Here is a 14121-nt window from a genome sequence, read left to right as displayed (position 1 = left end):
CAACTATTGTGTGTAAAGTTTAATATACAAGTGCTGCTTGCCCGCCACGTACTGCTGCCTATAGGTTTTCAGTAAAAAGTGAGCTTTTTCGCAAACTGGTCAGAGCTGTAAACTTGGTAATGACTCTATTTAAAAAAACAAAAAAGCGAGCACTAGGCTCGCTTTTAAAAGCATAACTTACGTTATTTTAGTTTACTATCAAGCTCTTCTATTTTAGCTTTCCAGATCGCAGGACCTTGTGTATGCGCATTAGCGCCTTCACTGTCTACTGCAACGGTCACTGGCATATCTTCTACTTCAAATTCATAAATAGCTTCCATACCTAAATCTTCAAAAGCAACTACGCGTGCTTTTTTAATCGCTTTAGATACTAAGTAAGCTGCGCCGCCTACAGCCATTAAATAAACAGATTTATGCTCTTTAATAGACTCAACAGTTGCAGGTCCACGTTCAGCTTTACCAATCATGCCTACAATGCCTGTTTTTTCTAGCATCATATCGGTAAATTTATCCATGCGAGTTGCCGTTGTAGGGCCTGCAGGACCTACTGCTTCATCACGTACCGCATCCACAGGGCCTACGTAATAAATAAATTTATTATCAAAGTCTACGCCTTTTGGTAAACCTTCACCTGAATTGATCATATCTTGCAGACGTTTATGCGCTGCATCACGACCTGTTAAAATAGTGCCCGAAAGTAAAACAGTTTCACCCATTTTCCATTCTTGAACATCTTTTTTAGTCAGTGTATTTAAGTCAACGCGACGTGTGCCTTCGCCCACTTCAAATGTTACTTGTGGCCAATCTTCTAGCTTAGGTGCTTTTAAATTAGCAGGGCCAGAACCGTCAAGTGTAAAATGTACATGGCGAGTTGCCGCACAGTTAGGGATCATTACTACAGGTTTTGAAGCTGCATGCGTTGGTGCTGTTTTAATTTTAACATCAACAACCGTTGTTAAACCGCCTAAGCCTTGTGCGCCAATACCTAATTTATTAGCACGGTCAAAAATTTCTAAACGTAGCTTTTCTTCAGTCGTTTCTGCGCCGCGCTCCATTAGTTCATGGATATCAACCGGGTCCATTAACGACTCTTTAGCCATTACTGCCGCTTTTTCAGCCGTACCACCAATACCTATTCCTAGCATGCCTGGCGGACACCAACCAGCACCCATTGTTGGTAGTGTTTTTTCTACCCATTCAGCAACATCATCTGACGGGTTTAACATAACCATTTTACTTTTGTTTTCAGAGCCGCCGCCTTTAGCCGCAACCATTACTTCTACTTTACCACCCGCTACTAAATCAATATGCACAACCGAAGGCGTATTATCTTTCGTGTTTTTACGCGTGCCAGCAGGGTCTGCAACAATAGATGCACGTAAAGGGTTATCTGGATTCAAATATGCACGACGAGTACCTTCATCAACCATTTGTTGAACGGTTAAATCTGTTTTATCCCACTTAACATCCATACCTACTTTAACAAAACAGGTAATAATACCGGTATCTTGGCAAAGTGGACGCTTGCCTTCAGCCGACATGCGTGAGTTAATTAAAATTTGTGCAATGGCGTCTTTAGCCGCTTTACTTTGTTCTTTGTTGTAAGCTTTTTCGAGAGCTTGAACAAAATCAAGTGGGTGATAGAACGAAATATATTGCAATGCATCTTCAATGCTATCAATAAAGTCTTGCTGACAAATTGTACTCATAGTGGTTCCTTAAGTTACCGTTACGCGTTGTCGCGTAATCTAAATCAAACCGGTGACGGTGGTTTGCACTGTTTTTTACAGCTTAGTGCTGCCAAAAAATTTGACTTATGATACCCTCCCAGCCCGTTTCGAGCCAGTTCTTAAAGGGGCAGTAAATGCTAAACAATAAAAAAAATTGTATTAAATTAGGCATAACACAAAACTGCATTGACGTTTTTGCGCATTTTTCACATTTGCCTTATGCAATTCTATTAGATTCTGCAAATAGTAATCATATAAACAGCCGTTTTGATATTATTGCCATTGAGCCGCAAAGTACCCTTGAAGTAAAAAATAATAAAAGCTTTTTAAATAATATAGAAAGTAGTGATAACTGCTTTGAAATTATTAATAATGAGCTTTCGCATCTTGATAAAACAAAAGCCGGTTACGATTTACCCTTTAACGGCGGCTGGCTTGGCTACTTTGGCTACGACCTAGGCCGTACAATTGAAAACATCCCCACTCGTGCTATCGAAGACATTAACCTTCCCCAAATGGCTATTGGCCTTTACTTAGATGCCCTTATTTACGACAAGCAGCAACAAAGCTGGTTTTATGTATCGCAGCCAAACACCGATCGATTAGCGCTTTATCAACAATATTTAAATACACACGTTAACTCCCAAGTTAATACACAGTCCTTTGCCCTAAATAGCGACTGGCAATCAAATATGAGCGAAACGGAATACGCTGCAAAGTTTGCCCAAATTGAGGAGTATTTAAAAAGTGGCGATTGTTACCAAATTAATTTAGCGCAGCGCTTTAACGCTCAGTTTGAAGGCTCCCCTTGGGCAGCTTATATTAAACTGCGTGAGGCAAATAAAGCGCCGTTTTCAAGCTTTATAAATCACCCTCAAGGGGCTATTTTATCAATTTCTCCTGAGCGCTTTATATCTGTAAACAATAACGTTGTAGAAACCAAGCCAATTAAAGGCACACTGCCGCGAAAAGCAGATGCACTAGAGGATCAACGCCAAGCGAAAATACTCGCAGCATCAGCTAAAGATCGCGCTGAAAATGTAATGATTGTTGATTTACTGCGTAACGACTTAGGCAAAGTGGCAAAACCTGGCAGCGTTCACGTCCCTTCCCTTTTTGCTATTGAAAGCTTTCCGGCAGTGCATCATTTAGTAAGCACGGTAACCTCAGAACTTGATGAAGGTAAAACAGCGGTCGATCAGCTAAAAGCGGCTTTTCCGGGTGGCTCAATCACCGGTGCGCCCAAAATTAGAGCGATGGAAATAATTGAAGAATTAGAGCCGCATCGCCGCAGCATTTATTGTGGCTCAATTGGTTATTTAAGTGCCTGTGGCAATATGGATACGAGTATTACGATTCGCACTTTGGTATGTCACCAACAACAAATTTACTGTTGGGCAGGTGGCGGAATCGTAGCTGATTCTAAAGTCGAATTGGAATATCAAGAAACATACGATAAAGTAAATAAAATTCTTCCTTTACTAAAACAGTAGGTCGCTTTGAATAGTGAGCACATTATGGCGCGTTTTCTGTTAAGCCCTACAGCTGCGCCAAATCAATTAAAAGACACACGTAAAAAACGCGCTAGCGCGGTTATGCTGCCAATTATTGATATAGATAACCATGCACATATTTTACTGTGTAAACGCCCTACTTATTTACACCATCACCCTGGGGAGATTTGTTTGCCCGGAGGTAAGTTTGAAGTAAGCGACATTACCCTTCGCACCACAGCCCTTCGCGAACTAAAAGAAGAGCTAAATATTGCCCAAAGCAACGTTAATGTATTAGGTCACTTACCTGAGTATTCAACCTTAACGGGTTTTAGTATTAGCCCCTATGTAGGTTTACTCAAAAAAGACACCACCTGGGAAAATGACTATAATGAAGTACAAGCGAGCTTTTTGCTCTCTGTCACTGAGTTAAATAACGAAGCTAACTGGCAACCCTTACCTTTTCAACGATTTGGGAAAACGGTTATTTTGCAAGGTTTTAAAACGCCGCATGGTTTACTTTGGGGTGCGACTGCAAGCATTATAAAAAACTTTACAAAACAACTCGCCTTACCAGTTTAAATCTTCGTTATTAGTAGTTACACAATCACAATTCCACGTTATCATGCTCGACCGTTCAAAGAGCAGCTTCGTGCTGATAAAACAAAGTAGAGACACACACATTATGATCAGTGCATTTGATATGTTTAGCATTGGTATTGGCCCTTCGTCATCACACACCGTTGGCCCAATGCGCGCATCACGCTTATTTGTTAATGACCTACAAGAACAACAATTATTAGCAAATGTTACCGATATTAAAGTAGAGCTTTATGGCTCTCTTGGTCAAACAGGTGTTGGCCATGGCTCGGGTAAAGCCGTAATTCTTGGTTTAGCCGGTTACGATCCTGAAACAATTGATGCCGATTTAGTCGACGACATTTTAGCAACCATCGAAAAAGATCAGGTTATTTATCTAAACAAAACACACAAAGCTAAGTTTCCAAAACAAGGTGCTATTGTTTTTCATCGTCGTAAAACACTGCCTAAGCATTCTAATGCAATGGAAATTATCGCCTCAAACAACGGCGAAAAAGTTTACAGCAAAGTATATTACTCTATTGGCGGTGGCTTCATTGTTACCGACGAAGAGTTTGAAAACGAAAAACAGGCAGCCCTCGATATTAGAGAAGAAAATCCAGCCCCCTTCCCATTTGGTAGCGCAAAAGAACTACTAGAGATGTGTAAAGAGTCTGGGTTTAGTGTTTCTACCTTGATGATGAAAAACGAAAAAACACTGCGCACTGAAGACGAAGTAAAAGACACATTGTTCCATATTTGGAAAGTAATGATGGCTTGTATTGACCGTGGTATGCGCACCGAAGGTATTTTACCTGGCGGCTTAAAAGTAAAACGCCGTGCGCCCAGCTTATACTTAAAACTAAATATAGAGGTCAGTAACGACCCGCTTCGTGCAATGGACTGGGTTGATTTATTTGCCCTTGCCGTAAACGAAGAAAACGCTGCAGGTGGCCGTGTAGTTACCGCACCAACTAATGGTGCTGCGGGTATTTTACCGGCTGTGCTTATGTACTATCACACATTTGTGAAAGAAGTAGACCGCGATATAGCCACGCGTTATTTATTAACCGCTGCTGCTATTGGTATTTTATATAAAAAGAATGCCTCTATATCGGGTGCCGAAGTAGGTTGCCAAGGTGAAGTCGGCGTTGCGTGCTCTATGGCTGCAGGCGCATTAACAGAAATTGTTGGTGGCAATGTTGTGCAAGTAGAAAACGCAGCAGAAATTGGTATGGAACATAATTTAGGCCTAACGTGCGACCCTGTTGGTGGCTTAGTACAAGTACCGTGTATCGAACGTAATGCAATGGGCGCTATTAAAGCAATTAACGCTTCACGTTTAGCTATACGTGGCAGTGGCGAGCAAAAGGTATCGCTTGATAAAGTGATTAAAACCATGCTTGAAACTGGTAACGATATGAAAACTAAATATAAAGAAACCGCTCGCGGTGGATTGGCTGTTAATATTATCGAATGTTAATCAGCTCGCTATAAAAAGAAAAAGCCGCCTATTTTTAAAATAGGCGGCTTTTTTATTATTCGTTTAATGTAGTGACATTATTTAACGGGTAACTCTATATCTGCAAATAACTTATCTACGTCATCTTGGTTACGTAATAAGCTTGCTCGCTCTACTCGCTCTTTAGTTAAGTGCGGTGCAAAACGTTCGATAAAATCATACATATAAGTACGCAAAAAGCTGCCCTTTCTAAAACCAATTTTGGTCGTACTAGCTTCAAATAAGTGGCTTGCATCAATACACACTAAATCGGTATCGCTTACTTGATCTATCGCCATTGAAGCAACAACACCAACTCCTAAACCCAGTCGTACGTATGTTTTTATAACATCAGCATCGGTTGCGGTAAATACAATGTGTGGTTCAAGCCCGTGTGCGCTAAACGCTTTATCTAACTCTGAGCGGCCCGTAAAACCAAATACATATGTAATGAGTGGATATTGAGCAATATCAGCAACGGTTAAACTATTTGCCTTTTTAGCCAACGGATGGTCTTTAGCGACAACAATACTGCGATTCCAATGGTAGCAAGGCAGCATAACTAAATCTGAATACAAATGCAGTGCTTCTGTTGCAATAGCAAAATCGGCATCACCGCGTGCTGCAGCATCCGATATTTGCTGTGGAGTACCTTGGTGCATATGAAGCGATACCGCAGGGTATTTTTTCATAAACCCTTGAATTACGTTAGGCAAAGCATAACGAGCTTGGGTATGTGTTGTAGCAATATTTAGCTTACCTTGATCAGGTAGCGTATGCTCATTAGCAACGGCTTTAATACCTTCTACCTTAGAGAGTATTTCACGAGAAATATTAATAATATCTTCGCCGGCACCGGTTACATGCGTTAAATGTTTACCACTGCGACCAAAAATTTGCACACCCAACTCATCTTCTAACATGCGTACTTGTTTAGAAATTCCTGGCTGCGAGGTAAATAAACTCTCAGCAGTCGCTGAAACATTTAATTTATGATTTTGTACTTCTACGATGTATCTGAGTTGTTGTAATTTCATGGCTGCAAATTTTAACGTTATTATTCATATTATTTATAAAGGCAATACCGCTTAAAACCAAGTGTTATTTACGTAAAATAGCACTTTAGGTCTTTAGGTGTGCAATTATCTGATTAGAGCTCAAGGCTAGCATAATAAATATGCTTCAGGTAGCGATGATTATTCAGCTTTAGTTTATAAGCCCTTAGGCTTACTGCAGTTTATAAAGAGCTCAACCTATCAATTTTTTGGTATATTTTTTAAGTTAATCGGCGCAAAGCTACCCTGTTAACGTATATTTAATGTAAGATTAAATAATTAGGTTATATATCCGAGAATTACACCATGATCGTTTCTATTATAATAGTGCTTATAGTTGCATTGATTGTGATTGCACTTTGGGTAAGTGCTGTACAGCAACACAAAGAAAAACAAGAGGCAGAACGCCGAAAAGAGCTTACAAAACAAAAAGCTATAATAGAAGAAACAGAAGAGGCACTAATGAATAGTGCTAACATCCCCCTTTCTGAAAATCTAATTCGTACATTACAGCGCCGTATTTACGAAGCCTTAAATACAATGGTTACTAACTCGCAAACATCTAAAGCACTTAAAAGCCGCTTAAGTGAAGCAAAAACGCACTTATCTAATCCAGTTCAAGATAATAGCAGTGAAGCTTTAACGCTACCGAGTAATGACAAACAACTTGTAGGCCTAATTCAAGGCATTAAAAAATTACGCTCAATTTTACGCTCTGAACACAGCAAAGGTCGTATTGATAGCCAAGTTTTTGTTCTTGAAGATAAACGTCTCGAAAAACTACAACTGCGTATTAATATTGAAAGCCAAATAAAACGGGGCCTATCTGCCCGCTCAGCCAGTATGGTTGGTTCTGCAAGACAGTATTTTGAAAAAGCGCAGGCAACACTCAGCGCAGTTACCTACTCTGACGAATATGTAACAACAAAACGGCTAGAAGTTGAGGGTTACTTAGAGGCAATTAGTGTTGAACTGCGAGCTTCTAATGCAAGCGCACTTAAAAAGAAAACAGAAGAAGAGCAAGACGACTTAGATATACTGTTTGCTCCTAAAAAGAAATGGTAGTGCTTTTATAAAAGCATTAAAAAAGCCTGCACAAATTAAAATTTGTGCAGGCTTTTTTGTGTTTTTTATTAGCTATTAAGACAAAAATGCAAACTTGAAAACAAACAAGGCTGTTAATATCCAAACACTAATACTGACTTGATCTTGCTTACCGCACAAGACTTTAACCGCCGTATAAGATATAAAACCAAGTGCAATACCGTGCGCAATCGAAAACGTTAATGGTGTCATTAGTAATACCACAGTAACAGGAATTGCATCGGTCATATCATCCCAGTTTACAAACTTTAAATTTTGCAGCATCAGAACAGCGACATATAAAATAGCGCCTGCCGTAGCATAAGCCGGTACCATTTGTGCAAGCGGTGCAAAAAACATCATTAGTAAAAAGCAAATGCCTACAACTACAGCTGTTAAGCCAGTACGTCCGCCAACAGATACACCAGCAACCGATTCTATATACGATGTAGTCGTAGACGTACCTAGCATCGCACCTGCAATTGTTGCTGAGCTGTCAGCACTTAATGCGCGCCCTAAACGAGGCATGTTACCTTTTTCATCAGCTAAACCTGCTTTTTGAGTTACCGCAACTAATGTACCCGAAGTATCAAAAAGATCGACAAACAAGAAAGCAAAAATAACACTCATCATTGATATATCAAAAGCGGCTGCAAAATCTAGCTGCATAAAAGTAGGCATTATTGATGGTGGCGTAGCCATAACACCGTGATATTCAACAAGCCCCAAACTTAAAGCAATGCCAGTCACTAATAAAATACTAATAAGCACGCCACTTTTAAAATCGCGGTATAGAAGCGCTGCAATTACAAAAAAGCTTAATATAGCCAATAACGGTCCTGGAGAAGTAATGTCGCCCAACTGCACTAATGTTGCCGGGCTTGAGACAATAATGCCTGCATTTTTAAGGGCAATTAATGCTAAAAAAGCACCTATACCCGTTGCGATTGCTCGCTTGAGCACCAGAGGTATGGCATTAATAATCCACTCTCTGACTTTAAATAAGCTTAAAAACAAAAATATACAACCCGACATAAATACAGCCCCTAAGGCGGCTTGCCAGGTATAACCCATTCCTAATACGACACCATACGTAAAAAAGGCATTTAGCCCCATACCAGGCGCTAATGCTAATGGATAATTAGCCCATAAACCCATTATAAAACAGCCTATCGCAGCTGCTATACATGTCGCTACAAATGCAGCCCCTTGATCCATCCCAGCCTCTGCGAGCATAGCCGGGTTTACAAATACAATGTATACCATAGTTATAAAGGTAGTTAGGCCAGCAACGCATTCGCGTTTAACTGTTGAATTATTTTCGCTCAGTTTAAATAAGGCTTCGAACATAATAAACTTGTGATAGTAAAAAGTGGCGAGATTTTAACATAAAAATTATCTTTTACAGGACATTTTACCTTGCTATATACTAAACTGTTAAAGTGGTTAAAATAATAAATGAACCAATATGCTTAAAACAACACCTTGTGAGCAAGACTTAGAGCAACAGCTAGATAATATTTTAGGTTTTGTTACTCAACCCGAAAATACCTCTGTGCCCGTTGATAATAAAAAAGATGAGCAAAGTACGTTAAATAAAGCCCTATATTATTTAAAAAATAATCAAGCTCCATTGGCTGCAAAATGGATGCGACTTGCTGCAATGGCGGGAAACCATAGAGCACAGTTTTATTTAGGTTTATTTTTTGTGAAAGGTGAAGGCGTGCCACAAAGTGTATTTCATGCTGTAGCTTGGTTAAGCTTAGCAAGTAGCCAAGGGTACGCCCCTGCCACTGCAGCGGTTACAGATATACGCAAACATATCGAAACTAAGCGATTTAAAGATGCTCAATGTTATGCGGCAAGTTTGTACGAACAAATTCACCAACTCCAGTTTTCTCATATGATCCCTCGCACGAGTGAAAACACATAAGCTAACTATGGCAGAAGTACTGTATGCAGTGTTAAAAAATACTGTATATGGTTACAAAGATAATCCTATACAGTATAAAACCCCAAAATGAAGACACTACGCAAAAATTTATTTTTAGAATACCTTCTCAAAAACAACCCTATAACAACCTGATTAATAAAGAATTATAAATTAAAAAAATAAAAATAATGATCAAAAGCTGAATAACTGTACAAATAAATAGCATAAAAGGCTTGCACGAAAGCACTGTATAAACTACTGTATATGAATACTGTATAAAAACCCAGTGAGTGAACCTATGTTACAGCCTATTACCGTAAGAACAGTTAAAAGTTACCAACAAGATGAGCAAAGCGATTGCGTGAATTTGATTCAAATTGAAGATGAAATTTCAGCGACCTTTGAGCTTTTAAAAGTATTACACCAATACAATAGCTCTAATGCATGGACGTTACTAATTGCTCCAGATCATGTACCTAGCAAAGCTTTACTTGACTCATGCTCTATTGATACAAGTAAATTACTTGTTATTAGACAAAAGCACTTAGTAAATTTAGAGTATGTATTAAATTCTGCATTACATAACGGGAACTTTGCAGCGGTAATTACCTGGACCGATATAGTTAATAACCAACTACTTACGAATTTATCATTCGATTTAAGTAAAACGAATACAAAACTATACTGTTTTACTAAAAAGTCTCAAACAACAGAGATATCACTCGCCCAATAAGCTTGTTAAACTAATGTTTTAGACTTTGTATTATTATTATGACTTCACTCAATACCACATTATGTTTTTGCAGCAGTGGGCACAATTATGCCGATTGCTGCGAGCCGCTTCACTTATCTGTTAAGCAAGCTGACTCTCCTGAACAACTTATGCGCTCACGATTCAGTGCTTATGTTATTAAAAATGCAGAATATGTTTATCAAACCTACGCAAAAGAAAAACAAGCTGAAAATCCGGTTAAAGAAATCAATGATTTTGCTAACAGCTGTCGATTTATAAATCTTGATGTAATTGGGTCAAGCCATGATGGCGATACCGGCACTGTAGAATTTAAAGCCCAATATTTTTATCAAAACTTATTTTGTGAGCTTCACGAAAAATCGCAGTTTATTAAAGAAAACACTCAATGGCGTTATTTAGATGGCACTATATATCCTGTTGAAGATATTAAAGTGGGCAGAAATGATGACTGCCCATGTGGTAGCAATAAAAAGTACAAAAAATGTCATAGCGTGTAATAAATAATCTTATTTAATATTTATCACCTACAAGGTGTTTTTAAGTGGCAAAGTGATTTATTAGCTAGCTAAACTTAAAAACACACTTGGTTACGACCTTGCATTTTGGACTCATACATTTTTTCATCTGCGATCTGCAAGGTGTTTTTGTTATTTACATACGGTTGTAGGGTTGCACCGCCAATACTAATAGTAACAAAGTCATATTCTGAATATCTGTGTAATATTCCTAAATCGACCACATTTTGTTTAATTTTATCAGCAACACAAATTGCACCTTCAGTGCTTGTATGCGGTAGAACAACTACAAACTCTTCGCCGCCGTAACGCGCAACAAAATCGGTTGGCCTTTGCAAACTATTAGTAATAGTTTGTGCAACAAGGTTTAAAACCGTATCGCCTTGCACATGACCATAAAGATCGTTGTATTGCTTAAAGTAGTCTATATCGATGAGTAATAGTGCATAGTCGACTTTTTCTCGTAAGGCGCTTCGTTCCATTTTAGAAAAATGCGCATCAAAATAACGACGATTGAATACCTTTGTTAAATCATCTAGAAATACTTTTTGATTGAGTAAGTCATGTTGAAGTTTCATCGTAATATGGGCGCGCACTCTTCTATATAAAGTTTCCGAGTTAGTTGGTTTCTTTATAAAATCTACAGCTCCGGCTTCCCAGCACTCTTCTTCTTGATTTTCAGATGAGGTTACAAAAATAACGGGGATATCTTGTGTTTCAGATATATTTTTTAATTTTAGACATGTTTCAATACCACTCATTCCTTCCATATTAATATCGAGTAGTATTATATCTGGCGGATTATGTTTACAAATTTCAATCGCATCCTCACCACAGCTCGTTGTTGTTACACTAAAATGCTCTGATAATATTTTTTTTAATACAATTAAGCTTAATAGCTGATCGTCAACGACAAGTACCTTAGAGCTCTTTAAGCTTAATTTCAATTGGTGGTCAGAGTAATTTATAGGCATGGTACAACTGTTTTGTTTTTTTAATTAAACACACCCTATATCACTATATTTTGTTATGCAAATGTTAATAAATTAAAATTCTACTTATTAGTTACTAATAAAAATGATTTATGGTGAATCTTTAATGCATAAAAACAAAAAATGAGCCACTTGGGCTCATTTTAAAACTTCGAACACTTAATTAAATTAAGTGTTATTCGTCATCATCTAAATCTAACTGTTGACGTTGAGCAGGTCGAGCTAAAATCTCTACATAGAAAGAGGTCAAACCTTGCTTTTCAATTTCGCCAATTTGGTTACTTAATTCAGCAACATGCACAACTTGCGCATCTTCAGCTGTGTTACCAAACTTACAGTCAAATGCCCAATAGTCAGCATCTTCAGGTAGCGTTTTATTACGCTCTCTTTTCAAATATTTTTTCACTTCGTGCTTTGCAGCATCAACCATACGAGGGTATTTGATTTTCTCGTGATTTAGCGTGAATGTTTTCTTCATTACGTTCCTAATTACCTTGGTTTAATGATAATGGCATTTCATGTCATACCATTTGACGCCATTATAGCAATTGCATTTAATTTTTGGATGCTTTTTTTTCATTAAATCAATTATTAGCAAATATATAAAGCAGACCCGTTATAAAGCATATATTAACTGGTGATTATTACAATCATATATCACACCGCAATGAGCTGAAGTGGTTGATGTATTGCATCATTATTAAGGCTGTCGTAAAAAGCAGCTGCATCTATAGGGGGATTGGCTAGTTGGGTTTGTTCGCTTTTAATTCTTCTTCTGACGGCAAGCTCACAGTTATCTATTATATTAAGTGGAATATGCTTATCATCATTTCTAATCGCAAGTGGTTCAGGGCTTAAGCATTGTCTTAACTTAATACTTGTCATACCACAGCGCGCTCCTTCTTGAGATATTAATGATGCATTAAATTGTCCAACCAACATATTATATTCATCAGGAGCTAAAAGTTGCTTTGGACCTGCGCCAAATTGCTTTCTTAACGCCTCTTCTTCTATAACTAAATTATCTATTTCAGTTTTTGGTAAATGAAATTGACTAAAGTCGAGTGCGTCATGTGACAGCATCGCTAATAATAGTGCAAATTCGCCACGGCGATTTTCATGCACACTATTATTGAGTCTACTGTTTAACTGACTCTCTGTGATTAACAAATCATCTATTTGCATAGTCTTTAGCCGATTGTGGTAACTGATAGATATTTATCGGCTTTATTTCAATTTTCTTTAGCTTTTTTCTTTACTTAAATACGCAATTTGCTATTATCAGCGCCGTTGCATTGGAGGGGTTCCCGAGCGGCCAAAGGGATCAGACTGTAAATCTGACGGCTCAGCCTTCGCTGGTTCGAATCCAGCTCCCTCCACCACTTTTCTTACCGCTAAGTTAAGTGGGGCCAAATGCAATAAAATTAGTGTGGAGGGGTTCCCGAGCGGCCAAAGGGATCAGACTGTAAATCTGACGGCTCAGCCTTCGCTGGTTCGAATCCAGCTCCCTCCACCACTTCTCTACTATTCCTATATTCCTATATTCCTATATTCCTATATTCCTATATTCCTATATTCCTATATTCCTATATTCCTATATTCCTATATTCCTATATTCCTATATTCCTATATTCAGTAACATCAAAACACCCACTGTAAACTCATACCATTTTGTTTTAACCAATTAGATGATGTTTTGTAATCGGGGAAAAACGCCTCTACTCGCTGCCAAAAAGCTTTGCTATGATTTAAATACTTTAAGTGGGCAAGCTCATGAACAATCACATAATCTATAGCGTGGTAAGGAGCACCTATAAGATGTAAATTAAAAGTGAGTTCTCGCTTGCTATTACAACTCCCCCACTTTCGTTTATAAACACCTATTTTTAAATCATTTGGCAACTCTTCACCCATTTGAGTACAGAAATACGCTAAACGCATCTCTATGTATGCAATAAGCTGCTCTTTTAAATAAGTCTCTAATAGCTGTCGATACTTTTGATAAGTGTTTTTAACTCGAGGAGATATTGTAATAAGTAAGTGGTCATCATACGGGGTTACTTTGGAATCTTGGCCTGAGTCCAGTTTCAAATAAATAGTTTCTGAAAAAACACTGATTTTTTTAGATTCAAAGGGGTACTGCTTAGTGTCATCAATTGACGATTGTTTTTTTAATTGTTCTGCAACCCACTCTTGTTTGTCAAATAACCAAGTATCAATGTGTTTTTTTGCGACAAAATGTGGCGCATACACAGTTACCTTTTGACTATGCACTTTTATTGCGACTGTTTTGCGTCTAGTACTCTTTTTTAGTTGATATTCAAACACGACTTAAACTCTAAATATAGCATCCGTTTATATAATCCATATTACCATCAATTTTAAACTCTTAGGCATACAGTCGCACCTAACTCCTAATCCACTTTATTATAATAAGCTATAGATTGATCCGTCTGTTTTATTTGAATTGAAAGTTAAAATATTTT

General features: G+C 38.1%; 14 protein-coding genes and 2 tRNA genes. 9 read left to right on the top strand and 7 right to left on the bottom strand.

The window, feature by feature from the left end; translation table 11 throughout:
- Positions 1-182: 182 nt before the first annotated feature.
- The gene (locus I6E82_RS07595; RefSeq protein ID WP_007583843.1) at positions 183-1709 is read right to left on the bottom strand and encodes a fumarate hydratase; all 1527 of its coding nucleotides are present in this window, start codon (positions 1707-1709) and stop codon (positions 183-185) included.
- A 155-nt stretch (positions 1710-1864) separates the two neighbouring features.
- Between I6E82_RS07595 and pabB the strand changes: the two genes are divergently transcribed.
- The 3 genes from pabB to I6E82_RS07580 all read left to right on the top strand — a co-directional run bounded on the left by pabB (position 1865) and on the right by I6E82_RS07580 (position 5285).
- Positions 1865-3223, top strand: a complete 1359-nt coding sequence (gene pabB, locus I6E82_RS07590; RefSeq protein WP_197117392.1) for an aminodeoxychorismate synthase component I — start codon at positions 1865-1867, stop codon at positions 3221-3223.
- A 6-nt stretch (positions 3224-3229) separates the two neighbouring features.
- Entirely contained in the window at positions 3230-3805 is a 576-nt protein-coding gene (locus I6E82_RS07585; protein ID WP_033026841.1) for an NUDIX hydrolase, read from the top strand.
- A 103-nt stretch (positions 3806-3908) separates the two neighbouring features.
- Entirely contained in the window at positions 3909-5285 is a 1377-nt protein-coding gene (locus I6E82_RS07580) for an L-serine ammonia-lyase (protein ID WP_010555091.1), read from the top strand.
- A 77-nt stretch (positions 5286-5362) separates the two neighbouring features.
- Here I6E82_RS07580 and cysB read toward each other — a convergent pair whose 3' ends face one another.
- Positions 5363-6340, bottom strand: a complete 978-nt coding sequence (gene cysB, locus I6E82_RS07575; protein ID WP_002961670.1) for an HTH-type transcriptional regulator CysB — start codon at positions 6338-6340, stop codon at positions 5363-5365.
- Between the two features lie 324 nt (positions 6341-6664).
- Between cysB and I6E82_RS07570 the strand changes: the two genes are divergently transcribed.
- Complete coding sequence (locus I6E82_RS07570) at positions 6665-7423, top strand: hypothetical protein (RefSeq protein ID WP_007583833.1); 759 nt, start codon at positions 6665-6667, stop codon at positions 7421-7423.
- A 75-nt stretch (positions 7424-7498) separates the two neighbouring features.
- Here I6E82_RS07570 and I6E82_RS07565 read toward each other — a convergent pair whose 3' ends face one another.
- The gene (locus I6E82_RS07565; protein WP_197117390.1) at positions 7499-8791 is read right to left on the bottom strand and encodes an NCS2 family permease; all 1293 of its coding nucleotides are present in this window, start codon (positions 8789-8791) and stop codon (positions 7499-7501) included.
- 118 nt (positions 8792-8909) lie between these two features.
- Between I6E82_RS07565 and I6E82_RS07560 the strand changes: the two genes are divergently transcribed.
- The 3 genes from I6E82_RS07560 to I6E82_RS07550 all read left to right on the top strand — a co-directional run bounded on the left by I6E82_RS07560 (position 8910) and on the right by I6E82_RS07550 (position 10625).
- Complete coding sequence (locus I6E82_RS07560; RefSeq protein WP_007583707.1) at positions 8910-9374, top strand: tetratricopeptide repeat protein; 465 nt, start codon at positions 8910-8912, stop codon at positions 9372-9374.
- A gap of 298 nt (positions 9375-9672) precedes the next feature.
- Complete coding sequence (locus tag I6E82_RS07555; protein ID WP_007583705.1) at positions 9673-10107, top strand: SulA-like leucine-rich domain-containing protein; 435 nt, start codon at positions 9673-9675, stop codon at positions 10105-10107.
- A gap of 38 nt (positions 10108-10145) precedes the next feature.
- On the top strand, positions 10146-10625 hold the full coding sequence (locus I6E82_RS07550) for a YchJ family protein (RefSeq protein WP_010555087.1): 480 nt from the start codon (positions 10146-10148) through the stop codon (positions 10623-10625).
- Positions 10626-10699: 74 nt separating this feature from the next.
- On the opposite strand, the gene I6E82_RS07545 is transcribed toward I6E82_RS07550, so the two are convergent.
- From I6E82_RS07545 to I6E82_RS07535, 3 genes are all read right to left on the bottom strand, one after another.
- Positions 10700-11617, bottom strand: coding sequence for a GGDEF domain-containing response regulator (locus I6E82_RS07545; RefSeq protein WP_024598317.1), 918 nt, complete (start codon positions 11615-11617; stop codon positions 10700-10702).
- 193 nt (positions 11618-11810) lie between these two features.
- Entirely contained in the window at positions 11811-12113 is a 303-nt protein-coding gene (locus I6E82_RS07540) for a DUF6172 family protein (protein ID WP_002961433.1), read from the bottom strand.
- A 179-nt stretch (positions 12114-12292) separates the two neighbouring features.
- Complete coding sequence (locus I6E82_RS07535) at positions 12293-12820, bottom strand: VC2046/SO_2500 family protein (protein ID WP_007583698.1); 528 nt, start codon at positions 12818-12820, stop codon at positions 12293-12295.
- A gap of 112 nt (positions 12821-12932) precedes the next feature.
- On the opposite strand from I6E82_RS07535, the gene I6E82_RS07530 reads away from it, so the two are divergent.
- Positions 12933-13017: transfer RNA gene (locus I6E82_RS07530), tRNA-Tyr, on the top strand.
- Positions 13018-13066: 49 nt separating this feature from the next.
- Positions 13067-13151 (top strand) — tRNA-Tyr (locus I6E82_RS07525).
- A gap of 125 nt (positions 13152-13276) precedes the next feature.
- On the opposite strand, the gene I6E82_RS07520 is transcribed toward I6E82_RS07525, so the two are convergent.
- A complete protein-coding gene (locus I6E82_RS07520) occupies positions 13277-13909 on the bottom strand; it encodes a M48 family metallopeptidase (RefSeq protein ID WP_442960252.1) in 633 nt (210 codons plus the stop codon).
- Positions 13910-14121 lie beyond the last annotated feature (212 nt).

This window comes from Pseudoalteromonas sp. NZS11 (assembly GCF_015864765.1).
Classification (GTDB): Bacteria; Pseudomonadota; Gammaproteobacteria; order Enterobacterales; family Alteromonadaceae; genus Pseudoalteromonas; species Pseudoalteromonas arctica.
The sequence above is the reverse complement of the archived record's forward strand: the minus strand, read 5'-3'. Positions and strand labels throughout refer to the sequence as shown.

What these genes read in the sequence shown, in the direction of transcription:
- I6E82_RS07595 (WP_007583843.1), bottom strand. Translation starts at nt 1,709, where the DNA reads ATGAGTACAATTTGTCAGCAAGACTTTATTGATAGCATTGAAGATGCA.
- pabB (WP_197117392.1), top strand. Translation starts at nt 1,865, where the DNA reads ATGCTAAACAATAAAAAAAATTGTATTAAATTAGGCATAACACAAAAC.
- I6E82_RS07580 (WP_010555091.1), top strand. Translation starts at nt 3,909, where the DNA reads ATGATCAGTGCATTTGATATGTTTAGCATTGGTATTGGCCCTTCGTCA.
- cysB (WP_002961670.1), bottom strand. Translation starts at nt 6,340, where the DNA reads ATGAAATTACAACAACTCAGATACATCGTAGAAGTACAAAATCATAAA.
- I6E82_RS07570 (WP_007583833.1), top strand. Translation starts at nt 6,665, where the DNA reads ATGATCGTTTCTATTATAATAGTGCTTATAGTTGCATTGATTGTGATT.
- I6E82_RS07565 (WP_197117390.1), bottom strand. Translation starts at nt 8,791, where the DNA reads ATGTTCGAAGCCTTATTTAAACTGAGCGAAAATAATTCAACAGTTAAA.
- I6E82_RS07560 (WP_007583707.1), top strand. Translation starts at nt 8,910, where the DNA reads ATGCTTAAAACAACACCTTGTGAGCAAGACTTAGAGCAACAGCTAGAT.
- I6E82_RS07555 (WP_007583705.1), top strand. Translation starts at nt 9,673, where the DNA reads ATGTTACAGCCTATTACCGTAAGAACAGTTAAAAGTTACCAACAAGAT.
- I6E82_RS07550 (WP_010555087.1), top strand. Translation starts at nt 10,146, where the DNA reads ATGACTTCACTCAATACCACATTATGTTTTTGCAGCAGTGGGCACAAT.
- I6E82_RS07545 (WP_024598317.1), bottom strand. Translation starts at nt 11,617, where the DNA reads ATGCCTATAAATTACTCTGACCACCAATTGAAATTAAGCTTAAAGAGC.
- I6E82_RS07540 (WP_002961433.1), bottom strand. Translation starts at nt 12,113, where the DNA reads ATGAAGAAAACATTCACGCTAAATCACGAGAAAATCAAATACCCTCGT.
- I6E82_RS07535 (WP_007583698.1), bottom strand. Translation starts at nt 12,820, where the DNA reads ATGCAAATAGATGATTTGTTAATCACAGAGAGTCAGTTAAACAGTAGA.